We start from the raw sequence: 22,442 nt of genomic DNA on the forward strand, positions 1-22,442 counted from the left end.
GACGATGGACTCCCAGACCTCACAGTCATCCCAGGCACCCCAGTCACCTCATACGTTCCAGGTCGACCTGCGTGGTCTGGTGGACCTGCTCTCCCATCACCTCTACTCCAGTCCCAAGGTCTACCTGCGCGAACTGCTGCAGAACGCCGTGGACGCCATCACCGCCCGGCGGGCGGAGGATCCCGGGGCCCCGGCGCGGGTGCGGCTGTTCGCGGACGGCACGGCGCTGCGCGTGGAGGACTCGGGCATCGGGCTGACCGAGTCCGACGTGCACAGTCTGCTGGCCACGATCGGGCGCAGTTCCAAGCGTGCCGAGGGCCTGCAGGAGGCGCGGTCGGACTTCCTCGGGCAGTTCGGGATCGGTCTGCTGGCCTGTTTCGTGGTCGCGGAGCGGATCCGCGTGGTCTCCCGGAGCGCGCGCACGCCGGGGGCGCGTCCGGTGGAGTGGACGGCGCGTGACGACGGCTCGTACTCCGTGCGCGCGCTCCCGGACGAGGCGCGCCCCGAGCCGGGCACGACGGTGTACCTCCAGGCGCGCGCGGGGGCCGGTGAGTGGCTGTCCGAGGCGCGGGTGCTGGCGCTGGCGAAGGACTTCGGTTCGCTGCTGCCGTACGACGTGCGGGTGGGCGAGGAGGCGGTGACGGACCTGCCGGCGCCGTGGGACCGCGCGTACGCGTCCCCGGCGAACCGGCGGGTGGCGCTGGCGCGGCACTGTCACGAGCTGTTCGGGTTCACGCCGCTGGACTCGATCGAGCTGTCGGTGCCGCTGGCGGGGATCCGGGGGGTGGCGTACGTGCTGCCGGCGGCGGTGTCCCCGGCGCAGCGGGCGACGCACCGGGTGCACCTGAAAGGCATGCTGCTGACCGAGCGGGCCGAACAGCTCCTGCCGGACTGGGCGTTCTTCGTGCGCTGTGTCCTGGACACGGACTCGCTGCGGCCCACGGCGTCGCGGGAGTCTCTGTACGAGGACGAGACGCTGGCGGCCGTCCGGGACGCCCTCGGGGAGCGGATCCGGGCGTGGCTGACGGGCCTTGCGACGGGCGATCCGGAGCGGCTGGCGGCGTTCCTGGCGGTGCATCACCTGGGCGTGAAGTCCCTGGCGCGCCACGACCGGGAGATGCTGCGGACGATGCTGCCGTGGCTGCCGTTCGAGACGACGGACGGGCGGCTGTCGCTGGAGGAGTTCGCGCAGCGCCACCCGGTGGTGCACTTCACGCGCACGGTGGAGGAGTACCGGCAGGTCGCGCCGATCGCCTCGGCGCAGGGCATCGGTGTGGTCAACGGCGGTTACACGTACGACAGCGAGCTGGTCGAGGCGCTGCCGTCGGTGCGTGCGGGCACGTCGGTCGCGGAGCTGGACGCGGACACGGTGACGGCCCATCTGGACGCCGTGGACGCGGCGGAGGAGCTGGCGCTGTCGGCGTTCCTGGCGGCCGCGCGCGCGAAGCTCGACCCGCTGGGCTGTGACGTGGTCCTGCGGGCGTTCCACCCGCTGTCGGTGCCGGCGCTGCACCTGGACGACCGTCAGGCCCGGCACGAGCAGGCGCGCGCGCAGGCGCAGGAACAGGCGGACGACCTGTGGGCGGGCATCCTGGGTTCGCTGCGGGGCAGCGCTCCGCGCGCGCGGCTGGTGCTCAACCATCACAACGCGCTGGTGCGGCGGATCAGTTCGCTGAAGGATCCGGAGCTGATCGGCACGGCGACGGAGTCGTTGTACGGGCAGGCGCTGCTGATGGCGCAGCGTCCGCTGCGGGCGGCCGACTCGGCGTTGCTGAACCGGGCGTTCATCGGTCTGCTGGAGTGGGCCACTCATGGTGAGGGGGCGGGCAATGAGTGAGGTCGGGGACTTCGACGCGCTGCGGCGGGCGATGGCGGAGAACGGCGAGCAGCCGGAGGGTCCGGCGCGCAACGCGCGTGCGGAGCACCTGCTCGTCCAGGCGGAGAGGCTGAACATCCCGCTGGCGGTGATCGAGGCGCTGGGGCATCAGCTGAAGGTCTACAACTACAGCTCCGAGAAGGCGAAGATGTTCGTCCCGTTCGCGCGCCTGCTGCGCATGTGGGACGAGCGTCCGGAGGACTTCGACGAGTACGAGGCGCACTCGCTGCACTGGGTCTTCAAGTGGATGTCGGCGGGCATGCTGGACCAGCCGCACATCCCGCTGGCGTCGATCGAGAAGTGGCTCGGCGAGATGGAGCACCGCTACCGGCTGGCGGGGCACTCGGAGCGGGCGGTGCGCAGCGCGGAGTTCAGTGTCGCCGCGCACGTGGGTGATCTGGCGCGCGCGGGGCGGGCGTTCACGGCGTGGATGGCGGCGGACCGGGACCAGATGGCCGACTGCCACGCGTGCGAGCTGCACGGGCAGGGCTGGTGGCGTGCGGAGTGCGGCGAGGACGAGGAAGCGCTGCGGCTGTGGGCGCCGGTCCTGGAGGGCGAGTACGTGTGCGCGCACGAGCCGCACACGGTGCTGGCGTCGTCCCTGCTGCCGCTGCTGCGGCTGGGGCGGCTTGACGAGGCGCGGGCGAACCATCTGCGGGGCTTCCGGCTGGTGCGCTCCATGGAGTCGATGCGGGGCGCGTACGCGGACCATGTGGAGTTCTGCGCGCTGACCGGCAACGAGGCGCGCGCGCTGGAGCTGCTGGCGGAGCGTCCGGCGTACTTCACGGACGACGGCCATCCGCGCAGCAAGCTGGACTTCCTGAGCGTGGTGTCCCTGCTGATGGAGCGGCTGGCCGGGCTGGGGCTCGGCGGCCAGCCGGTGCCGGGTCCCGCGGGGCGTTCGTGGACGGCGGTGGAGCTGGGGGCGCACGCGCGCGGGGAGGCGTTGCGGCTGGCGGCCGAGTTCGACGCCCGCAACGGGACGGCGCACGTGACCGAGCGGGCCCGCGCGCGGATGGCTCAGGAGCCGCTGGCCGAGCGGCTGCCACTGGGGGTGCGGGCGGCGCGCCCGTCGGTGTCGGCCCCGGTGCCGGCGCCCCGGGTGGCGGCCGAGCCGTCCGCCGGTGAACCGGGTCTCGCCGCGCTCCTTGAGGAGGCCCGCCGGCAGTCGGACACGCTCCAGCCGCACGCCATCGAGGCGTGGGCGGCGGTAGGGCGGGCGGTCGAGGCCACCGGGGACGAGGGGCTGACGGCCCGGGACCGCGCGGAGCTGGCCGAGCACCAGGGCATGGCGGGCGGCCCGGACGGGCTCGCCTTCTTCGAGGAGGCCGCCCGCTGGTACGCGGACGCCGGTGACCTGGGTGAATCCCTCGCGTCCCGCGCGCGGGGCGCGTACGTGCGCGCGCTGGGCGGTGACGTCGAGGCGGCCCTGACGGCGATCGAGGAGCCCTACGACCGGGTGCTGGCCCTGTATGCCGAGGACGGCACCGGGGTGCGGCAGGCGGCCGGGGTGCTGATGAGCCGGGCGCGGATCCTGATGCGGTGGGCGCACGAGAGCGAGGCGGACGCGCAGGAGGCGTTCCCGCTCGCCGAGGCGGCCGTGCGCGAGGTGCTGGCGCTGGTCGGCGGCCGGACCGGGGACGACGTCCGGCTGCACGCGCGCGTGGCGGAGGCGCACGCGATGCTCGCGGAGCTGGCGGCGCTGGGCGGCTCTCCCGAGGAGGCCGCGCAGTTGTTCGCGCGGGCGTCGGCGGAGTTCGTGGCGGCGGGGCTGCCGTGGTTCGCGGTGGAGTACGAGGCCCGGCTGGCGTCGCTCGCGCACCATCTCGGTGACATGACGCAGGCCGAGCGGGCGCTGCGGGCGGCCCTGGAGCACGGCGGGCCGGTGCTGGAGGCCGTGGGACGGGCTCAGCTGCACCTCCAGCTCGCGGAGGTGGTCGGGGGCCGGGGCGACGCCGAGGAGGCCGCGGAGCACGCCCTGGAGGCCGCGCACTGGGCCGACGAGGCGGGCGAGGGGCCGACGTTCGGCGCCTGGGCCCGGCATCAGCTCGGCGGGCACCTGGTCCGGCAGGGCCGGTGGGCGGAGGCCGCCGAGGTGCTGGAGTCGGCGCTGGCGGACCTGACGGCCGACACGCACGGCGACGGGACGGTGGTCCAGACGAAGTGGTGGCTCGGGGACTGTCTGAGCGAGCTGGGCGAGCACCGGGAGGCCGCGGAGCGCCGGCTCCAGGCCGCCGAGATCGCCCGGCACTGGCCCGAGCAGCACGACCACGCGACGCTGGCGCACCTGGCGGCGGAGTCACTGAGCCAGGCGGACCTGCTCCCGGAGGCCGATCAGGCGTACCGGCGCGCGGGTGAGCTGTGGCGCTCCCTGGGCAACGTGCACGGCCTGGTGCGCTCCCTGCGCGCCCGCGCGTGGCTGGCACTGCGCACGGACGACGGGGTGGCGGGCGCGCGCGAGCTGATGGCGGCGGCGGTCACGGAGTGCGCCGACACCCTGGACGCGGCCGGCGACGAGGAGTCCCGGCAGCGGCTGGTCGCCGAGCTGGGCCACACGCACCGCCAGTTCGGCGACCTGCTGGCCCGCTCGGCCGCCGAGGACGCCGACGACGACTCGATCCGCGCGGCCCTGGAGGACGCGCTCGCCCAGGTGTCCGACGCGGTCGCCGTCTTCGCGTCCCTCGCGGACGACGCCCTGCACGCGCGCACCTCCGCCGAGCTGGCCGCCGGCTGGCTGGAGGCCGACCTGGGCCGCCCGGAGGCCGCCGCCGCCCGCGCGCGGGGAGTGCTGGCCGCGTACGGGACGCGAGGAGACGACGATACGGCCGCGTCGCGACGTACGGAGGCGCAGCAGTTGCTCCAGGGGGTGCAGGAAGGAAACTGAGGGCACCCACGCACGCGCCGAGACTCCGGCGTCTACTCGACGCCGATCAGCAGCAGCGCCCCCTGGCGGCCACCCCGGTACACCACCGTGTCGACCGCCAGGTACGCCTCCCGCACGCGTGCCTCCAGGTCCCCGGCGATGCTCTCGGGGGCGTCGTCGCCCAGGACCAGGGTGACGAGTTCGCCGCCCGCCGAGAGCATCCGGTCGAGGACCTTGCGGGCCGTGTCGGTGACGTCGGCGCCGATCACCGCGACGTCGCCGTCCACCAGGCCGAGGACGTCGCCGGCCTGGCAGATGCCGGCCATCGTCCAGGACTGGCGCTCGGCGACGGTGACCTCGGCGTAGCGGGTGGCGCCGGCCGCGGAGGTCATGGCGACGACGTCCTCGTCGAAGCGGCGGTCGGGTTCGTGGACGGCGAGGGCGGCGATGCCCTGGACCGCCGAGCGGGTCGGGATGAGGGCGACCCGGATGCCCTCCGTGCGGGACTGCTCCGCCGCCGCGGCGGCCGTGTGGCGCAGGTCGGCGTCGTTGGGCAGCAGGACCACCTCGCGCGCGTGGGCGCGCCGGACGGCCTCGACCAGCTCGCCGCTGGCCGGCGGCTCCCCCGGCCGCGCCAGGACGGTCGTCGCGCCCGCCTGCGCGTACAGCCCGGCCAGCCCCTCGCCGGGGACGACGGCGACGACCGCGCGCTGGACGCGTTCGCGCGGCGCCCGCTCCCCGCGCGCGGTGTGCGCGTCCCCGGCGCCGAAGTGCGTGATCCGGATCCGGTAGGGCCGCCCGGCCTCAACGCCGGCCTCGACGGCGGCCCCGGCGTCGTCCACGTGCACGTGGACGTTCCACAGCCCGTCGCCGCCGACGACGACCAGGGAGTCGCCCAGCGCGTCCAGGCGGGTCCTGAGGCGGGCCACGGCGGTGTCGTCGGCCTCCAGGAGGTAGATCACCTCGAACGCGGGCCCCTCGGCCCCCTCCGCGCACCCCGCCTCCGCCTCCACACGCGCGGGAACCCCGAGCCCGACGCTCGTCACGCTCCCCGCCCCGCCCCGCACGCGCGTGGGCGCCGGTGCCTCCCCGGTGAACGTCTCCACGAGCGCCCCCAGCACCGCCACGAGCCCCCTGCCGCCCGCGTCGACGACCCCGGCGTCCCGCAGGACGGCGAGCTGGCCCGGCGTGGCCGCCAGCGCCGTACAGGCGCCCCGGTAGGCCGCTCGGGCGACGGAGGCGCAGTCCCCGGCGGTGTCCCGGGCCGTTTCCTGGGCGGCGTCGGCGGCAGCCGTGGCGACGGACAGGACGGTGCCCTCGACGGGGTGGGCGACGGCCTGGCGGGCGGAGTCGGCGGCGCGGCGCAGGGCGAGGCCGAGGCCGGGGCCGTCCGTGTGAGAGGCGTCACTGTCGGCGGCGAGGACCTGGGACATGCCGCGCAGGAGCTGGGCGAGGATCGTCCCGGAGTTCCCGCGCGCGCCTATGAGGGCGCCGTGGGCCATGGCGTGCGCGGCGTCGGCCAGCGAGGGCACTCCCCCGGACGACGCCCCGGGGCCCGCCTCGTGGGCGGCGAACACGGCCTCCACGGCGGTCGCCGCGGACTCGGCCGTCAGGTACAGGTTGGTGCCGGTGTCCCCGTCCGCGACCGGGTAGACGTTGATCGCGTCGATCTCCTCGCGGGCCCCGCCGAGGGCGCGCAGCGCGAGGCCGCACCAGGTGCGCACCGCGAGAGCATCGAGGAATGTCTGCGGCACCTGCGCCACCTGCGCCTCCCTGAGCTGCTGGATTGGACGCAGCGTAGACCGATCGTGGTAGTTTCGTTCAACGGGAGCGGTCGTTGTATGCTGCTCCGGTTGCCCGATCCCGATCGGGCCATTCCCCCGGCACCGCCACTTCAGATCCTCGATCTCGATCCCGGCATGCCGGGATCATCCGTACATGCATCTGAAGTCTTTGGAGTGACCGGTGGCTGCTAACTGCGACGTCTGCGGCAAGGGTCCGGGCTTCGGCAACAACATCTCGCACTCGCACCGTCGTACGTCCCGTCGCTGGAACCCGAACATCCAGCGCGTGCGTACCGTGGTCAGTGGGACGCCGAAGCGCGTGAACGCCTGCACCTCGTGCATCAAGGCCGGCAAGGTTTCGCGCTGACGCTTCGCCGCTGAGCGCGTGGCCACTGCTGGTTCGCCGCATAGAGCCGATCCACCTCCGGGTGGATCGGCTTTTTGCACACCTAGCTCCTGAACTCCCAGCCGTGATCCACCGGCCCGATCCCCCCGCCGAGCGCGAACCCGGCCCGGATCGCCCCGGTGACATAACGTTTCGCCGCCGTCACCGCCTCCGGCACCCCCGCCCCCTTCGCCAGCTCCGACGCGATGGCCGACGCGAGGGTGCACCCGGTGCCGTGCGTGTGCCGGTTGTCGTGGCGGGGCGCCCGCAGCCAGTGCTCCTCGCGCCCGTCCGTGAGCAGGTCGACGGCGTCGCCGGGCAGATGACCGCCCTTGATCAGCACCCACGCGGGCCCGTACGCCAGGACGGCCGCCGCGGCCTCCCGCAGGTCGTCCTCCGCCGCGACGTGCACGCCGGTGAGCTGCGCCACCTCGTCGAGGTTGGGCGTGGCGACCGTGGCCGTCGGCAGGAGGAGCCGGCGGACGGATTCGAGGGCCGAGGCGGCGAGGAGGGCGTCGCCGTGCTTGGAGACGCCGACCGGGTCGACGACGACGGGCGCGTCGATCGTCGCCAGCAGTTCGGCGACCGTCTCGACGAGTCCGGCCGAGGACAGCATGCCGGTCTTGACGGCCTGGACGCCGATGTCGTCGACGACGCTGCGGTACTGGGCGCGCACGGCCTCGGCCGGGAGTTCCCAGGCGCCCTGCACGCCCAGGGAGTTCTGCGCGGTGACGGCGGTGACGACGCTCATGCCGTGCACGCCGAGCGCGAGCATCGTCTTCAGGTCGGCCTGGATCCCGGCGCCGCCGCCCGAGTCGGAGCCGGCAACGGTCAGGACGCGGGGGATCACTCGACGTCCCCGAAGTGGTCCCAGCCGCCCTGTCTCGTCCAGGGGGCGCCGTCCACGGTGACCTGGGGCAGCGCGGAGGGGCCCAGGACCTCGCCGATGACCTTCCAGCGGGCGGGGAGCTTCACGTCCGGCGGGAAGGTCGCGACGATCGCGTGGTCCTCTCCGCCGGTCAGCACCCACTGGATGGGGTCGACGCCGACGGCGTGGCCGATGTCGTTCATCTGGGTGGGGATGTCGATCGCGGCGGAGCGGATGTCGATGCGGACGTTGCTGGCCTCGGCGATGTGTCCGAGGTCGGCGATCAGGCCGTCGCTGACGTCGCACATGGCGGTCGCGCCGAGCCCCGCGGCGGCCGGGCCCGCGTGGTAGGGCGGCTCGGGGCGGCGGTGGGCCTCGACGAAGGCGCGCGGCGAGCGGAAACCCCGCGCGAGGACCGCGTACCCGGCCGCCGACCAGCCCAGCCAGCCGGTCACCGCGACCAGGTCGCCGGGCTTGGCGCCGTCCCGGGTGATCGGGTCCCGGCCCCGCAGGTCGCCGAGGGCCGTGATCGACACCATGATCGTGTCGCCGCGTACGACGTCCCCGCCGACGACCGCGGCGCCGGCGACCTGGCACTCGTCGCGCAGGCCGTCCATCAGCTCCGTCGGCCAGGTCACCGGGAGTTCCGCCGGGACAACGAGGCCGAGGAGCAGCGCGGTCGGGACGGCGCCCATCGCGGCGATGTCGGCGAGGTTCTGGGCGGCGGCCTTGCGGCCCACGTCGTAGGCGGTGGACCAGTCCCGGCGGAAGTGCCGGCCCTCCAGCAGGATGTCCGTGCTGGCCACCACCCGGCGGTCGGGCGCGGCGACCACCGCGGCGTCGTCCCCCGGGCCGACCCGGACCGCCGGGGTGGTGGTGAGCCGGGAGGTGAGCTCCCGGATGAGCCCGAACTCACCCAGCTCACCGACAGTGCCCTTCATCGCCCTTGAGCCCCTTCTCTGCCTGCCCGCGCCCGGTCGCGCAGGACCAGTGTCCTCGATACGGTCGAGGTGACCGTCAACTTCTGTCCCGTCCGCGCCCCGGCGCGCGGGCCCCGGTCCTCGCGGGTCTCCCCTCGGCGAGCGGCGACGCGATACCGTGGCGTTCCTTTTCCCCACATGATCCTCGTGGCCGCCCTGGAGGTTCCGTGGTACAGGCGTACATCCTGATCCAGACGGAGGTCGGCAAGGCGTCGACCGTCGCCGAGACGATCGGCAAGATCCCTGGCGTCGTCCAGGCCGAGGACGTGACAGGGCCGTACGACGTGATCGTGCGGGCCCAGGCGGACACGGTCGACGACCTCGGGCGGATGGTGGTCGCCAAGGTGCAGCAGGTGGACGGGATCACCCGGACCCTGACCTGCCCCGTCGTCCATCTCTAGCCCCCGTCTACCCTTGGCCGGTGAACTTCTTCCGTCACCGGCTCAGTGGTCTTTCCGCCCTCGCCCTGCTGTGCGCCGCCGGCTGCTCGTCGGCGGACGACAGCGCGTCGATCGCGGTTCCCAGTCCGTCGGCGAAAGCCGCGGAGATATGCGGGAAGCTGGACGCCGCGCTGCCGGCGACGGTGGACGGACTTCAACGCCGGGACCCCGAGCCCGCGTCGACGCTGACCGCGGGCTGGGGGAACCCGGCGATCATACTGCGGTGCGGTGTCGTGAAGCCGCCGAAGATGGACGACAAGAACGCGGACGCCGGTGAAGCCGACGGCGTCGGCTGGCTCGTCGAGAAACAGGACGACGGCAGCGTGCGGTTCACCAGCGCGCTGCGGGTCGTCTACATCGAGGTGACGCTGCCCGAGTCGCGGGCCGCCGAGGGGATGTCGCCGCTGATCGACCTGGCACCGGCGGTCAAGAAGACGGTGCCCGAGGGGATCGCCGACTAGCGCAGCCCGGTCGGCCGACGCAGGGCCGCCTGGATCAGACGGTCCACCAGCTCGCCGTACGCGACCCCCGACTCCTCCCACATCTTCGGGTACATGGAGATCGGCGTGAAACCGGGCATGGTGTTGATCTCGTTGATGACGAAGTCGCCGTCGTCCGTGAGGAAGAAGTCCGCGCGGACCAGGCCCTCGCAGGACGCCGCGTCGAACGCCTGGACCGCCAACTCGCGGACCTCTCCGGTCTGTTCGGGGGTCAGGGGGGCGGGGACGATGCCGGGGACCGAGTCGATGTACTTCGACTCGAAGTCGTAGTAGGCGTGCGCGGCGGGGATCTCGGCGGGGACGGAGGCGCGGGGGCCGTCCTCGAACTCCAGGACGCCGCACTCGATCTCACGGCCCTTCACGGCCGCCTCGACCAGGATCTTCGGGTCGTGCCGCTGGGCCTCGGCGATCGCCTCGTCCAGGCCGGAGGGGTCGTCGACCTTCGTGATGCCGATGGAGGAGCCGGCGCGGGCGGGCTTCACGAACAGGGGCCAGCCGTGGTCCGCCGCGAACTCGGCGACCCGCTTGCGGACGCCGGGCTCGTCGCCCGCCCACTCGCGGGGGCGGATCACCAGGTAGGGGCCGACCTTCAGGCCGAAGGAGGTGAAGACGCGCTTCATGTACTCCTTGTCCTGTCCGACGGCGGACGCGAGCACGCCCGAGCCGACGTACGGGACGCCGGACAGCTCCAGCATGCCCTGCAGCGTGCCGTCCTCGCCGTACGGGCCGTGCAGCACCGGGAAGACGACGTCGACGTCGCCGAGCGCCTTGGGGACGGAACCCGGCTCGCTGTAGACGACCTCCCGGCTGGCCGGGTCCACCGGGAGCACCACTCCCCCGTCGCCGCCCTCGGCCAGGTCGCCCACCTCGGGCGTCCGCCGGCCCTCGATCGCCATCCGCTCCGGCGCGTCCGCCGTCAGCAGCCAGCGGCCCTCCCGCGTGATGCCGATCGGCAGCACGTCGTACCTCTCCCGGTCGATCGCCTTCAGTACGGCGCCCGCGGTCACCACGGAAATCCCGTGCTCCGAACTGCGCCCACCGAACACGACGGCCACACGCGGCTTCCGCGTGGGCTGGGACTCGGGGCTCTGGGAAAGGTTCTCGGTGCTCATATCGCGACGAGAGTACCCGTTGGTAGCCCCCGAGTCAGCGTCCCCCGACCCGCTGTCGCTCAGCGTCGCGGGGCGTTCGCGGTATGTCGCCGGGTGGGGGGTGAGGGCGGCAGGGGGAACGGGGGGGGGTCGCGCGGGCAGGGGCGCTGAAGCGAGGCGAAGGTGGAACCGGGGCTGGGTTTCGTCGGCGGGTGACGGGTACGTCGTCGCTGGTCGCGCCCACCCGGCGGTAGCCGCACATCGAACACAGCCCCGCGCCGCTAAAGGACTGCGGGTGCGGCGCCGTCGTGGTCATTCGCGCAGTTCCCCGCGCCCCTGAAAGACCGCGGGTGCGGCACCCTCGTGGCTGGTCGCGCGGTGGTGGAGCAGCGGGCCTGCGCGCTTCGGGGCTCCGACTCACCTTCCGTGAGCCGCACTTGGCGGCACTTCGAGGCCGGACCTGCCGCCGGGGCCTCAACTGCCCCTGCCTGGAAGCTCGTCCAGCGGTCCGGCTGCCCCAGGTCCCGCGCATGCGCGCCGACTGCCGCTCGACGGGCCGGAGTTGCGGGCGGGGCCTCGCGGGGCCGGGGCAGCCGGCTGTCGCAGTCAGCCCCAACACCTGGCCCCTGCCGGTCCACCCCAGCCCGGCCCATCTCACCCCGTTCCGGCCACCTCACCTCACGCCGCCCCCGGTCCAAGCGCGTCCGCCAGCCGACGCCCGCCGGACGCCCCCAACTCCCCTACCGGCGTTCCGGTTTCGCGCTGCGGGACATCAGTTCCTTGAGGGCGACGACGGGGGGCTTGGACTCGTGGACGATGTCGACGACCGTCTCGGTGATGGGCATGTCGACGTGGTGGCGGCGGGCGAGGTCGAGGACGGACTGGCAGGACTTGACGCCCTCGGCGGTCTGTTTGGTGACGGCGATGGTCTCCGCGAGGGTCATGCCCTTGCCGAGGTTGGTGCCGAAGGTGTGGTTGCGGGAGAGCGGGGAGGAGCAGGTGGCGACGAGGTCACCGAGGCCCGCGAGACCGGCGAAGGTGAGGGGGTCGGCGCCCATCGCGAGGCCGAGCCGGGTCGTCTCCGCGAGTCCCCGCGTGATGAGGGAGCCCTTCGCGTTGTCGCCGAGCCCCATGCCGTCGGCGATGCCGACCGCGAGCCCGATGACGTTCTTCACCGCGCCACCGAGTTCGCAGCCGACGACGTCCGTGTTGGTGTAGGGCCGGAAGTACGGCGTGTGGCAGGCGAGTTGGAGCCGCTGGGCGACGGCCTCGTCCGGGGCGGCGACGACGGCCGCGGCCGGCATCCGGGACGCGATCTCGCGCGCGAGGTTGGGCCCGGTGACGACGGCGATGCGCTCGGCCCCGACCTTGGTGACGTCCTGGATGACCTCGCTCATGCGCATGGTCGTCCCGAGTTCGACGCCCTTCATGAGGGAGACGAGGACGGTGTCCGGCGCCAACAGGGGCGCCCAAGCGGCCAAGTTGGCGCGCAGCGTCTGCGAGGGGACCGACAGGACCGTGAAGTCGGCGCCCGCCATGGCCTCGGCGGGGTCCGTCGTCGCCCGGATCCGCTCGGGGAGTTCGAGCCCGGGGAAGTAATCGGGGTTCTGCCGCGCCGAGTTGATCGCCTCGGCGACCTCGGGGCGCCGCGCCCACAGCGTCACCTCGCAGCCCGCGTCCGCGAGGACGACGGCGAACGCCGTCCCCCATGAACCTGCGCTGAGGACTGCCGCCTTGACGGGCTCGCTCACTTGCCGATCTCTCCTTCGTGGCCGTGCTGCGCCTCGGTGCGGCGCCGCTGCTCGATCCGCTCCCGGCGCGGATCGTAGGGCGTCTCGGGCGCCTTCTCACCCCGGATGTCCTCCAGGAGGCGGGTGACGGCGGCCATGATGACCTCCGTGACCTCCTTGAGGAGTTCGGGGGTCATCTCCTTGCCGTAGTACGCCGAGAGGTCCAACGGCGGCCCGGCGAGCACGTGATGGGTCTTGCGCGGGAACAGGTCGGGCTTCTTCGCGTACGGCGGCAGCACCTCGTTGACGCCCCACTGCGCGATCGGCACGACGGGGCAGCGGGTCTGCAGGGCGACGCGCGCGGCGCCGGTCTTGCCGGTCATCGGCCAGCCGTCGGGGTCACGGGTGAGCGTGCCCTCGGGGTAGAACACCACGCACTCGCCGCGCTCGACGGCGTCGACCGCGCCCCGGAAGGCGCTGAGCGCGTCGGTGGACTCGCGGTAGACGGGGACCTGGCCCGTGTTCCGCATCCAGGCGCCGACGATTCCCTTCTTGAAAAGCCCGCTCTTCGCCAGGAAACGCGGCATACGTCCGGTGTTGTACTGGAAGTGCGCGTACGCGAAGGGGTCGACGTGGGAATTGTGGTTCACCGCGGTGATAAATCCGCCCTCGGCCGGAATGTGCTCCATTCCGCGCCAGTCCCGCTTGAGGAGAGGCACCAGCAGTGGTTTGCAGATCACCGCGGCGAAGCGGTACCAGAAGCCGATTCTGCGGCGGGGCACGCGGACACCTACCTCTTCCTACTGGGAGCCAGGACTTCCCACGGCCTGTTCCAGGGTCGGTCCGGCGGCCGGGAGCCGCACAAGTGTGGCCCCGGTCGGCGGGTCTGTCGAGAACACCGTACGCCCCGAAGGAAGAACTGCCAGATGGGCCAGGTTGCAGCCGGGTGACAATGACCGCGACGAGCAAGGGACGGTAAGCCGGTGCAGTGGATGTTGGTCATCCCCCTGAAACCCCTCGCGCGGGCCAAGAGCAGGCTGTCGGACACGGCCGGGGACGCGGTGCGGCCGGGTCTCGCGCTGGCCTTCGCGCAGGACACGGTGGCCGCGGCGCTGGCCTCGGCCGCCGTCCGGGATGTGGCGGTCGTCACTGACGACCCGCTGGCCGGGCGGGAACTCGCGGCGCTGGGCGCGCGGATCGTCCCGGACGCGCCGCGAGCGGGCCTGAACGCCGCTCTGGCGCACGGCGAGAGCGTCGTCCGCACTGTGCACCCACAAACGGCTCTCGCGGCCCTGAACGCCGACCTCCCGGCGCTGCGCCCTCATGAATTGACCCGGGTCCTCGATGCCGCCGCGGAATTCCCGCGCGCATTTCTGCCGGATGCCGCGGGCATAGGCACGACTTTGCTCGCCGCGACTCCGGGGCACCCCCTGCTGCCCGCGTTCGGCCCTGATTCCCGCCACCGCCACCGCGCTTCGGGCGCCGCCGAACTCGCCCTCCCCCACGTCGACTCCGTCCGCCAGGACGTCGACACCGGTGACGACCTGCGCGCCGCCCTCACCCTCGGCACCGGCCCCCGCACCACGACCGCCACCGCCCGCCTCCTCATCCCCGGCCAGTAGGCTGCGGCCATGCAGGCGACGGCTTACACCTACGACCCCGACACCCGCACGGGCCAGGTCCTCCTGGACGACGGCACCCCCCTCCCCTTCGACGCGGCGGCGTTCGACGCGGGGGGCCTGCGGCTGCTGCGGGTGGGACAGCGGGTCCGCATCGAGACAGACGGCCCGAGGATCACCCTGGTGACGCTCCAGACGTTCTGAACACACCGCGGGCCGGACTCCACAGGGTGTGGAAGTCCGGCCCGACGCGTGAGTACCTGCGACAGCCTTACGCCTTGGTGGCGACAGCCTTCTTCGCGGTGGTCTTGCGAGCAGTCGACTTCTTGGCCGGCGCCTTCTTCGCCGGGGCCTTCTTGGCGACGGCCTTCTTCGCGGTGGCGGCCTTCTTGGCGGTGGTCTTCTTGGCCGTGGCCGTCTTGGCGGTCGCCTTCTTGGCCGGGGCGGCCTTCTTCGCGGCGGCGGTCGCCTTCTTCGCCGGGGCGGCCTTCTTCGCGGCGGCCTTCTTGACCGTCGCCGAAGCCGTACCGCTCAGGCTGCCCTTGGGGGCCTTCTTGACGGCGACGTCGTTCTTCGGGAGCTTCTTCGACCCGCTCACCAGGTCCTTGAAACCCTGGCCCGCGCGGAAGCGGGGGACGGAGGTCTTCTTGACCCGGACCCGCTCGCCCGTCTGGGGGTTGCGGGCGTACCGCGCCGGGCGGTCGACCTTCTCGAACGAGCCGAAACCGGTGACCGACACGCGGTCACCCGCGACGACCGCGCGGACGATGGCGTCGAGAACCGCGTCGACCGCCTCGGCGGCGTTCTGACGGCCGCCGACCTTGTCGGCAATGGCTTCTACGAGCTGCGCCTTGTTCACGTCTTCCCCTTCGGAGACATTGCTGGAACGAAAGTGTCCAGGCTTTTTCGCACGTTAGGCAGATATATACCGCAAATCAAACACGAAACGGGCCTATCACCCTTGTGCCGCAACGGACTCGACCGCATTGGGCTGTTCAGCGTTCCTCGCCGGGGATTCGTCCCGCGTCGAGCTCCGCCATGAACCGCTCCAGCCGCCTTGTCGCATCGGCGAGATCGTGCTTGGCCGCGGCCGTAATGACCAGCAGCTTCCGGGTCAGCGCCATCCGTACGCCCTCCGGGACTTGCAGTGCGCGCACCCTTCTGTGCGCTTCCTTGAGTTGGTCCGCGACCGCCGCATAGAGCTTGAGTTGGCCGTCGTGTTCCATGCACAGATTGTGCCATCTAGGGCGAGTTGTCGCCCGCCAGGGGTGCAACTGCCGCCTCAGACAGCCGTCCGGGCACTGTTGTACGCCGTGTCCACAGCGGTCGCGTACCCAGTCAACCACCGCTTTAACGTGGGAAGTTGGGAAGATTTCGGGGAGATGTGCGGGGCCGAACGGGTGCAGAAAACGCCGTACCCCCGATCGGACGGATCGGGGGTACGGCGTGGCTTCGCGGTGGCCGAAACTCGCTCTGGCGCTCAGACCTTCAGCGTGCGCGGCTTGAACGCGGGGCGCTTGGCCTCGTAGGCGGCGATGTCGGCCTCGTTCTGGAGGGTGATGGAGATGTCGTCCAGCCCGTTCAGCAGCCGCCAGCGGGCGTTCTCGTCCAGCTCGAAGGAGGCGGTGACGCCCTCGGCGCGGACCTCCAGGGCCTGAAGGTCGACGGTGATCTCGGCCTGCGGGTCGCGCTCGACGAGGTCCCAGAGCGCGTCCACGATCTTCTGGTCGAGGATGACCGTGAGCAGGCCGTTCTTCAGGGAGTTGCCCCGGAAGATGTCGGCGAAGCGGGACGAGATGACCGTCTTGAAGCCGTAGTTCTGCAGCGCCCACACGGCGTGCTCGCGCGAGGAGCCGGTGCCGAAGTCGGGGCCGGCGACCAGGACGCTCGCGCCCGCGTGCTCGGGGCGGTTGAGGACGAACTCCGGGTCCTTGCGCCACGCCTCGAAGAGCCCGTCCTCGAAGCCGTCCCGCGTGACCTTCTTGAGCCAGTGAGCAGGGATGATCTGGTCGGTGTCGACGTTGGAGCGGCGCAGCGGGACGGCCCGGCCGGTGTGCGTGGTGAATGCTTCCATGGCTCTCAGACTCCAGCGGGCGTGCGGTCGGCGGTCGCGTCGGACAGGTCGGCGGGCGAGGCCAGGTGGCCCAGGACGGCCGTGGCGGCGGCGACCTGCGGGGAGACCAGGTGGGTGCGGCCGCCTTTGCCCTGCCGCCCTTCGAAGTTGCGGTTGGAGGTGGACGCGGAACGCTCGCCGGGGGCCAGTTGGTCCGGGTTCATGCCCAGACACATCGAGCAGCCCGCGTGCCGCCACTCGGCGCCGGCCTCCTTGAAGACGACGTCCAGACCCTCGGAGACGGCCTGCAGACCCACGCGCGCGGAGCCCGGGACGACCAGCATCCGTACGCCGTCGGCGACTTTGCGGTCCTTCAGGATCTCGGCGGCGGCGCGCAGGTCCTCGATGCGGCCGTTGGTGCAGGAGCCCACGAAGACGGTGTCCACGCTGATCGAGCGCAGCGGCTGGCCGGCCTCCAACCCCATGTATTCCAGGGCCTTTTCGGCGGCCAGGCGCTCGGAGGCGTCCGTGTAGGAGGCCGGGTCGGGGACGCTCGCCGAAAGGGGCGCGCCCTGACCGGGGTTGGTGCCCCAGGTGACGAACGGGGCGAGTTCTTCAGCCTTGATGACGACCTCGGCGTCGAACTCCGCGTCCTCGTCGGTCTTCAGGGTCTTCCAGTACGCGACCGCAGCGTCCCAGTCCTCGCCCTCGGGCGCGTGGGCGCGGCCCTTGAGGTAGGCGAAGGTGGTCTCGTCGGGGGCGATCATGCCCGCGCGGGCACCGGCCTCGATGGACATGTTGCAGATGGTCATCCGGGCTTCCATCGACAGCTTCTCGATGGCGGAGCCGCGGTACTCCAGGACGTAGCCTTGGCCGCCGCCGGTGCCGATCCGCGCGATGATCGCGAGGATCAGGTCCTTGGCGGTGACGCCGTCGGGCAGCTCGCCGTCGACCGTGATGGCCATGGTCTTCGGGCGGACCAGCGGCAGCGTCTGGGTGGCCAGCACGTGCTCGACCTGCGAGGTCCCGATCCCGAACGCCAGCCCGCCGAACGCGCCGTGCGTCGAGGTGTGCGAGTCACCGCAGACGACGGTCATACCGGGCTGGGTGAGACCGAGCTGGGGGCCCACGACGTGGACGACGCCCTGCTCGACGTCGCCGAGCGGGTGCAGCCGGACGCCGAACTCGGCGCAGTTCTTGCGCAGGGTCTCCAGCTGGGCGCGGGAGACCGGGTCGGCGATGGGCTTGTCGATGTCGAGGGTCGGGGTGTTGTGGTCCTCGGTCGCGATGGTCAGGTCGAGGCGGCGCACCTGGCGGCCGTTCTGACGGAGGCCGTCGAACGCCTGGGGGCTGGTCACCTCGTGCAGCAGGTGCAGATCGATGAAGAGGAGGTCGGGCTCGCCCTCGGCGCGCCGGACGACATGGTCGTCCCAGACCTTCTCCGCGAGTGTCCTACCCATCGCGTTCCCTCCGGCCGGACAGCGTCGCTCCGGCACAAGTTGAGATCTTGGAAGCGGCGCCCGCCCCTGTTCCGGGCACCCGCCACCGCGCCCGTTCGGTCTGCGGGCGGCTACAGAGCCAAGGGTTGCGCGTCTCACGGGAAAATGAACTTGCGTTTCACAGAGTGAGACGGGAGTATCGTTGCATGGACAACAGTAGCGGCGTCGGCGTTCTGGACAAGGCAGCCCTTGTCCTGAGCGCCCTGGAGTCCGGACCCGCCACCCTCGCAGGACTGGTCGCGGCCACCGGACTGGCTCGACCCACGGCCCACAGGCTGGCCGTGGCCCTGGAACACCACCGGATGGTCGCCCGCGACATGCAGGGCCGGTTCATCCTCGGCCCCCGGCTCGCGGAACTGGCGGCGGCGGCCGGCGAGGACCGCCTCCTGGCGACCGCGGGCCCCGTGCTCACGCACCTGCGGGATGTGACCGGCGAGAGCGCGCAGCTCTACCGGCGCCAGGGTGACATGCGGATCTGCGTGGCCGCCGCCGAGCGGCTGTCCGGACTGCGGGACACGGTACCGGTCGGCTCGACGCTCACGATGAAGGCCGGTTCCTCCGCGCAGATCCTCATGGCCTGGGAGGAGCCCGAGCGTCTGCACCGCGGCCTCCAGGGCGCCCGCTTCACCGCCACGGCCCTCTCCGGCGTCCGTCGCCGCGGCTGGGCCCAGTCCATCGGCGAGCGCGAGCCGGGCGTCGCGTCCGTCTCGGCGCCGGTCAGAGGCCCGTCCAACCGCGTCGTGGCCGCCGTCTCCGTCTCCGGCCCGATCGAGCGGCTGACCCGCCACCCGGGCCGTATGCACGCGCAGGCGGTGATCGACGCGGCGGCCCGCCTCTCCGAGGCGCTGCGCAGGACGGGCTGAGGCCCGCAGAACGAACGCAGGTGGCAAGGGTCGGCCTCAACGCCGCGGCAGACCCCTGTCACCTGGGTTTTTGTACAGGGCACAAGAAAATGACCACCCGCCTCGACTGAGGTGGATGGTCATTTATCTGTACCCCCGACCGGATTCGAACCGGCGCTACTGCCGTGAGAGGGCAGCGTGCTAGGCCGCTACACAACGGGGGCGGAGCTGGTCTACCTGGACTCGAACCAAGACTAACTGAACCAGAATCAGTCGTGCTGCCAATTACACCATAGACCAATGTTGGTTTAGACCAGTCAGTACCCCCGACCGGATTCGAACCGGCGCTACTGCCGTGAGAGGGCAGCGTGCTAGGCCGCTACACAACGGGGGCCCTAGCAGTCCCGACACAAGATCGGAACCAGTACCCCCGACCGGATTCGAACCGGCGCTACTGCCGTGAGAGGGCAGCGTGCTAGGCCGCTACACAACGGGGGCTTGTGAACTGTGTCCACTGTTGCAGATAAGCTCTGCGAGCTGGCCTACCTGGACTCGAACCAAGACTAACTGAACCAGAATCAGTCGTGCTGCCAATTACACCATAGGCCACTGGAACGCCATCCCTTGAAGGGGATCTTGCTCTAGCTTTGCTCCCCCGGGTCTCTCGGCCTTTCGGCCCGCTCCCCGGCGGCGCAGAAAGAACATTACCCGAAGGTGGACGGGGCTCCAAAACGGGTATCGGCGCCGAGGAGCGCGGGCAGTTCGGCGAGGCTCGCGATCCGGTGCCGGCCGGGCAGCGCGACGGCGCCCGCGCCGCCGTCGTAGCGGTCGATCCACACGGACAGCAGGCCCGCCTCGGCGGCGCCCCGGCCGTCGATGTCGGGGTGGTCGCCGACGTAGGCGACCTGCTCGGGCGGGAGGGACAGGGCCTCGCAGGCGGCGAGGAAGGCGCCGGGTTCGGGCTTGGAGACGCCGAGTTCGGCGGCGCACAGGATCGCCTCGAAGCGGTCGTGGACGCCGAGGACGCGCAGCTTGTGGTCCTGGACGTGGATGCTGGAGTTCGAGAGGACCGCGTGCCGGTGGGAGGCCGCGAGGAGGTCCAGGACGGGCAGGACGTCCGGGAAGAGCGACCACGCCTGTTCGTAGTGGGCCAGGTAGCGCGCGAACCAGGCGTCGGCCTCGGCGTCGGTCAGCTCCCGGTCCGTGAACACCCGGACGCGATCGCGGCGTTGGCCCTCGAAGGTGGTCTCGCCGGCGGAGAAGCGGGCCCACTGGCGGTCGGTGATCTCACGCCAGCGCGTGACCGCCTGCTCGACGTCGTCGTACCCGGCGTACAGGTCCTCGGCGACCAGGTGGGCCCGCATGCCGAGGCGGTCGGCGGTCGTGTAGTCGAAGAGGGTGTCGTCGACGTCCCAGACCACGGCGCGAATATCCATGATCCGAAGGTAACCCGGCAACGCCGAAGGGCGGCACCCCTGTTGGGTGCCGCCCCGGTGAACTGGCCGGTTACGCGGCCAGTTTGGCGAGGGCCGCGTCGATGCGGGCCAACGACGCCTCCTTGCCGAGGACTTCGAGGGATTCGAAGAGGGGGAGGCCGACCGTGCGGCCGGTGATCGCGACGCGGACGGGGGCCTGGGCCTTGCCGAGCTTGAGGCCGTGGGCCTCGCCGGCGGCCAGGACCGCTTCCTTCAGGGACTCGGGGGACGTCCAGTCGGCGGCGTCCAGCTTCTCGCGGGCCGTCGCGAGGAGGGCGTCGCTGCCGTCCTTCATCGCCTTCGTCCAGGACGTCTCGTCGAAGACGGGCTCCTCGAGGAACAGGAAGTCGACGTTGTCGGTGATCTCCGAGAGGACGCGCAGGCGGGTCTGGGCGTGCGGGGCGATCGCCTGCCACTTCGTCTCGTCGAAGTCCTCCGGGGCCCAGGGGGCGAAGGGAGCCTTCAGCCAGGGGGCGCAGCGCTCGGTGAAGTCCTTCACGTCCAGGAGGCGGATGTGGTCGCCGTTGATGGCCTCGCACTTCTTCAGGTCGAAGCGGGCCGGGTTGGGCTGGACGTCCTTGATGTCGAAGGCCGCGATCAGCTCGTCCGTCGTGAAGACGTCCCGGTCGGCGGAGAGCGACCAGCCCAGCAGGGAGAGGTAGTTGAGCAGGCCCTCGGGGAGGAAGCCCTGCTCGCGGTAGAGGTTCAGGGACGCCTGGGGGTCGCGCTTGGAGAGCTTCTTGTTGCCCTCGCCCATGACGTACGGCAGGTGCCCGAACTCCGGGGTGGTCTTCGCGATACCGAGTTCGATCAGCGCCTTGTAGAGGGCGATCTGGCGCGGGGTGGAGGAGAGCAGGTCCTCGCCGCGCAGGACGTGCGTGATCTCCATCAGGGCGTCGTCGACCGGGTTGACGAGCGTGTAGAGCGGGGCGCCGTTGGCGCGGACGATGCCGTAGTCCGGGACGTTCTCGGGGGTGAACGTCAGCTCGCCGCGGACCAGGTCCGTGAACGTGATGGTCTCGTCGGGCATGCGGAAGCGGACGATCGGCTTGCGGCCCTCCGCCTCGTACCGCTCGACCTGCTCGGGGGTGAGGGCGCGGCAGTGGCCGTCGTAGCCGGAGGGCTTGCCGGCGGCGCGGGCGGCTTCGCGGCGGGCGTCCAGTTCCTCCGTCGAGCAGTAGCAGCGGTAGGCGTGGCCGGCGTCCAGGAGCTTCTGGGCGATGTCCTTGTAGAGGTCCATGCGCTGTGACTGGCGGTACGGGGCGTGCGGGCCGCCGATCTCCGGGCCCTCGTCCCAGTCGAAGCCGAGCCAGCGCATCGCGTCCAGGAGCTGGTTGTACGACTCCTCGCTGTCGCGGGCCGCGTCGGTGTCCTCGATGCGGAAGACCAGGGTGCCCTGGTGGTGGCGGGCGAAGGCCCAGTTGAAGAGGGCCGTGCGGACGAGGCCGACGTGGGGGTTGCCCGTCGGGGAGGGGCAGAAACGTACGCGGACGGATGCGCTAGTCACGCTTGACAACCTTGTTGGTGAGTGTGCCGATACCTTCGATGGTGACGGCGACCTCGTCGCCGATCTCCAGGGGGCCGACCCCGGCGGGGGTGCCCGTGAGGATCACGTCGCCGGGGAGGAGTGTCATGGCCTCGGTGATGTTGACGATCAGGTCCTCGATGGGGGTGATCATCTCGCTGGTGCGGCCGAGCTGGCGCTGCTGGCCGTTGACCGTGAGCTGGATCGTCAGGTCGCCGGGGTCGAGGTCCGTCTCGATCCACGGGCCGAGCGGGCAGGAGGTGTCGAAGCCCTTCGCCCTCGCCCACTGCTTCTCGCGCTTCTGGACGTCCCTCGCGGTGACGTCGATCGCGCAGGTGTAGCCCAGGATGACGTCCTTCACCCGGTCCCTCGGGACCTCCCTGCACATCCTGCCGATGACGACCGCGAGTTCGGCCTCGTGGTGGACGTCCGTGGAGAAGGTGGGGTACTGGATGGCGTCGCCGGGGCCGATCACCGAGGTCGACGGTTTGAAGAAGGCGAAGGGGGTGTCCGGGACCTCGTTGCCCAGTTCCTTCGCGTGGTCGGCGTAGTTGCGGCCGAACGCGACGACCTTGTTGGGCAGGACGGGGGGCAGCAGCCGGACCTTGCTCAGCGGGACCTTCGTCCCGGAGAGCTCGAACTCGGTGAACGGGATGCCCTTGATGATGTCGAGGACGAGTTCGTCCTCCTTCTCCCCCTCGACCGCGCCGAACGCTACGTTGCCGTCGATGGAGAACCTGGCGATACGCACGGGATCCTCGTGCCCCTCTGAACCGACCGAAATCTGACGCCCCAGGCTAACGTGCGCGGCCTGGCGGGGGCTCGCGGAATGCCGGGGGGCGGGGTGGCTGGGCCGGGGAGGGGTGTGAGGTGCGGGTTCGGTGGGCGGGGTGGAGGTGGTCGAGGGCTGGG

Annotated in this window: 21 protein-coding genes and 5 tRNA genes; 8 read left to right on the forward strand and 18 right to left on the reverse strand. The window is 71.7% G+C overall.

The features are described 5' to 3' along the window. Window positions 1-4: 4 nt before the first annotated feature. Both IAG44_RS11175 and IAG44_RS11180 read left to right on the forward strand, forming a co-directional pair. On the forward strand, window positions 5-1,837 hold the full coding sequence (locus IAG44_RS11175) for an HSP90 family protein (protein WP_187746987.1): 1,833 nt from the start codon (window positions 5-7) through the stop codon (window positions 1,835-1,837). Continuing rightward, window positions 1,830-4,760, forward strand: coding sequence for a tetratricopeptide repeat protein (locus IAG44_RS11180; RefSeq protein WP_187746988.1), 2,931 nt, complete (start codon window positions 1,830-1,832; stop codon window positions 4,758-4,760). Before IAG44_RS11175 ends, IAG44_RS11180 begins: the two co-directional genes overlap by 8 nt. Window positions 4,761-4,792: 32 nt before the next feature. Here IAG44_RS11180 and IAG44_RS11185 read toward each other — a convergent pair whose 3' ends face one another. Beyond that, the gene (locus tag IAG44_RS11185; protein WP_187746989.1) at window positions 4,793-6,502 is read right to left on the reverse strand and encodes a DAK2 domain-containing protein; all 1,710 of its coding nucleotides are present in this window, start codon (window positions 6,500-6,502) and stop codon (window positions 4,793-4,795) included. A gap of 202 nt (window positions 6,503-6,704) precedes the next feature. Here IAG44_RS11185 and rpmB point away from each other — a divergent pair, with 202 nt between their 5' ends. After that, window positions 6,705-6,890 (forward strand): 50S ribosomal protein L28, encoded by a 186-nt coding sequence (gene rpmB / locus IAG44_RS11190; RefSeq protein WP_003973430.1) that lies wholly within the window; start codon window positions 6,705-6,707, stop codon window positions 6,888-6,890. A gap of 82 nt (window positions 6,891-6,972) precedes the next feature. Here the strand turns inward: rpmB and thiD are convergent, their stop codons facing one another. Together thiD and IAG44_RS11200 are read right to left on the reverse strand one after the other, a co-directional pair. Beyond that, entirely contained in the window at window positions 6,973-7,758 is a 786-nt protein-coding gene (gene thiD, locus IAG44_RS11195; RefSeq protein WP_187746990.1) for a bifunctional hydroxymethylpyrimidine kinase/phosphomethylpyrimidine kinase, read from the reverse strand. Next, window positions 7,755-8,717, reverse strand: a complete 963-nt coding sequence (locus IAG44_RS11200) for a thiamine-phosphate kinase (RefSeq protein WP_187746991.1) — start codon at window positions 8,715-8,717, stop codon at window positions 7,755-7,757. The genes thiD and IAG44_RS11200 overlap by 4 nt, the downstream gene beginning before the upstream one ends. 206 nt (window positions 8,718-8,923) lie before the next feature. On the opposite strand from IAG44_RS11200, the gene IAG44_RS11205 reads away from it, so the two are divergent. Together IAG44_RS11205 and IAG44_RS11210 are read left to right on the forward strand one after the other, a co-directional pair. After that, on the forward strand, window positions 8,924-9,157 hold the full coding sequence (locus IAG44_RS11205; protein ID WP_067238984.1) for an Lrp/AsnC family transcriptional regulator: 234 nt from the start codon (window positions 8,924-8,926) through the stop codon (window positions 9,155-9,157). 20 nt (window positions 9,158-9,177) lie between these two features. Beyond that, on the forward strand, window positions 9,178-9,657 hold the full coding sequence (locus IAG44_RS11210; protein WP_187746992.1) for a DUF3515 domain-containing protein: 480 nt from the start codon (window positions 9,178-9,180) through the stop codon (window positions 9,655-9,657). On the opposite strand, the gene IAG44_RS11215 is transcribed toward IAG44_RS11210, so the two are convergent. From IAG44_RS11215 to IAG44_RS11225, 3 genes are all read right to left on the reverse strand, one after another. Further along, window positions 9,654-10,808, reverse strand: coding sequence for a D-alanine--D-alanine ligase family protein (locus IAG44_RS11215; RefSeq protein ID WP_187746993.1), 1,155 nt, complete (start codon window positions 10,806-10,808; stop codon window positions 9,654-9,656). The two genes, IAG44_RS11210 and IAG44_RS11215, sit on opposite strands and share 4 nt — an antisense overlap. A gap of 719 nt (window positions 10,809-11,527) precedes the next feature. Then, a complete protein-coding gene (locus IAG44_RS11220; protein ID WP_187746994.1) occupies window positions 11,528-12,538 on the reverse strand; it encodes an NAD(P)H-dependent glycerol-3-phosphate dehydrogenase in 1,011 nt (336 codons plus the stop codon). Continuing rightward, on the reverse strand, window positions 12,535-13,299 hold the full coding sequence (locus IAG44_RS11225) for a lysophospholipid acyltransferase family protein (RefSeq protein WP_187746995.1): 765 nt from the start codon (window positions 13,297-13,299) through the stop codon (window positions 12,535-12,537). Before IAG44_RS11225 ends, IAG44_RS11220 begins: the two co-directional genes overlap by 4 nt. Window positions 13,300-13,500: 201 nt before the next feature. On the opposite strand from IAG44_RS11225, the gene cofC reads away from it, so the two are divergent. Then, on the forward strand, window positions 13,501-14,139 hold the full coding sequence (gene cofC, locus IAG44_RS11230) for a 2-phospho-L-lactate guanylyltransferase (protein ID WP_187746996.1): 639 nt from the start codon (window positions 13,501-13,503) through the stop codon (window positions 14,137-14,139). A gap of 9 nt (window positions 14,140-14,148) precedes the next feature. Beyond that, complete coding sequence (locus IAG44_RS11235; protein WP_187746997.1) at window positions 14,149-14,340, forward strand: hypothetical protein; 192 nt, start codon at window positions 14,149-14,151, stop codon at window positions 14,338-14,340. Window positions 14,341-14,407: 67 nt separating this feature from the next. Here IAG44_RS11235 and IAG44_RS11240 read toward each other — a convergent pair whose 3' ends face one another. The 4 genes from IAG44_RS11240 to leuC form a co-directional block, all read right to left on the reverse strand. Beyond that, window positions 14,408-14,995, reverse strand: a complete 588-nt coding sequence (locus tag IAG44_RS11240) for an HU family DNA-binding protein (RefSeq protein WP_187746998.1) — start codon at window positions 14,993-14,995, stop codon at window positions 14,408-14,410. A gap of 136 nt (window positions 14,996-15,131) precedes the next feature. After that, the gene (locus IAG44_RS11245; protein WP_187746999.1) at window positions 15,132-15,362 is read right to left on the reverse strand and encodes an SCO5555 family protein; all 231 of its coding nucleotides are present in this window, start codon (window positions 15,360-15,362) and stop codon (window positions 15,132-15,134) included. A gap of 254 nt (window positions 15,363-15,616) precedes the next feature. Further along, window positions 15,617-16,210 carry a 3-isopropylmalate dehydratase small subunit gene (gene leuD, locus IAG44_RS11250; RefSeq protein WP_187747000.1) on the reverse strand — a complete coding sequence of 198 codons (594 nt, stop codon included), beginning with the start codon at window positions 16,208-16,210 and terminating at the stop codon, window positions 15,617-15,619. 5 nt (window positions 16,211-16,215) lie between these two features. Further along, window positions 16,216-17,649: a 3-isopropylmalate dehydratase large subunit gene (gene leuC, locus IAG44_RS11255; RefSeq protein ID WP_187747001.1), complete on the reverse strand. Its 1,434-nt coding sequence runs from the start codon at window positions 17,647-17,649 to the stop codon at window positions 16,216-16,218. A 185-nt stretch (window positions 17,650-17,834) separates the two neighbouring features. Here leuC and ndgR point away from each other — a divergent pair, with 185 nt between their 5' ends. Beyond that, the gene (ndgR, locus tag IAG44_RS11260) at window positions 17,835-18,551 is read left to right on the forward strand and encodes an IclR family transcriptional regulator NdgR (RefSeq protein ID WP_015036427.1); all 717 of its coding nucleotides are present in this window, start codon (window positions 17,835-17,837) and stop codon (window positions 18,549-18,551) included. Window positions 18,552-18,681: 130 nt separating this feature from the next. Here the strand turns inward: ndgR and IAG44_RS11265 are convergent. The 8 genes from IAG44_RS11265 to IAG44_RS11300 form a co-directional block, all read right to left on the reverse strand. Next, window positions 18,682-18,754: transfer RNA gene (locus IAG44_RS11265), tRNA-Glu, on the reverse strand. A gap of 4 nt (window positions 18,755-18,758) precedes the next feature. Further along, window positions 18,759-18,830, reverse strand: a tRNA-Gln gene (locus IAG44_RS11270). A 21-nt stretch (window positions 18,831-18,851) separates the two neighbouring features. Then, window positions 18,852-18,924 (reverse strand) — tRNA-Glu (locus IAG44_RS11275). Between the two features lie 31 nt (window positions 18,925-18,955). Then, window positions 18,956-19,028 (reverse strand) — tRNA-Glu (locus IAG44_RS11280). A gap of 39 nt (window positions 19,029-19,067) precedes the next feature. Then, a tRNA-Gln gene (locus tag IAG44_RS11285) sits at window positions 19,068-19,139 on the reverse strand. 95 nt (window positions 19,140-19,234) lie between these two features. Next, entirely contained in the window at window positions 19,235-19,966 is a 732-nt protein-coding gene (locus IAG44_RS11290) for an HAD family hydrolase (RefSeq protein ID WP_187747002.1), read from the reverse strand. 70 nt (window positions 19,967-20,036) lie between these two features. Next, a complete protein-coding gene (gltX, locus tag IAG44_RS11295; protein WP_187747003.1) occupies window positions 20,037-21,521 on the reverse strand; it encodes a glutamate--tRNA ligase in 1,485 nt (494 codons plus the stop codon). After that, the gene (locus IAG44_RS11300; RefSeq protein WP_187747004.1) at window positions 21,505-22,281 is read right to left on the reverse strand and encodes a fumarylacetoacetate hydrolase family protein; all 777 of its coding nucleotides are present in this window, start codon (window positions 22,279-22,281) and stop codon (window positions 21,505-21,507) included. The genes gltX and IAG44_RS11300 overlap by 17 nt, the downstream gene beginning before the upstream one ends. Between the last annotated feature and the right edge of the window lie 161 nt (window positions 22,282-22,442).

The sequence above is a fragment of the Streptomyces roseirectus genome (assembly GCF_014489635.1).
GTDB classification, from domain to species: domain Bacteria; phylum Actinomycetota; class Actinomycetes; order Streptomycetales; family Streptomycetaceae; genus Streptomyces; species Streptomyces roseirectus.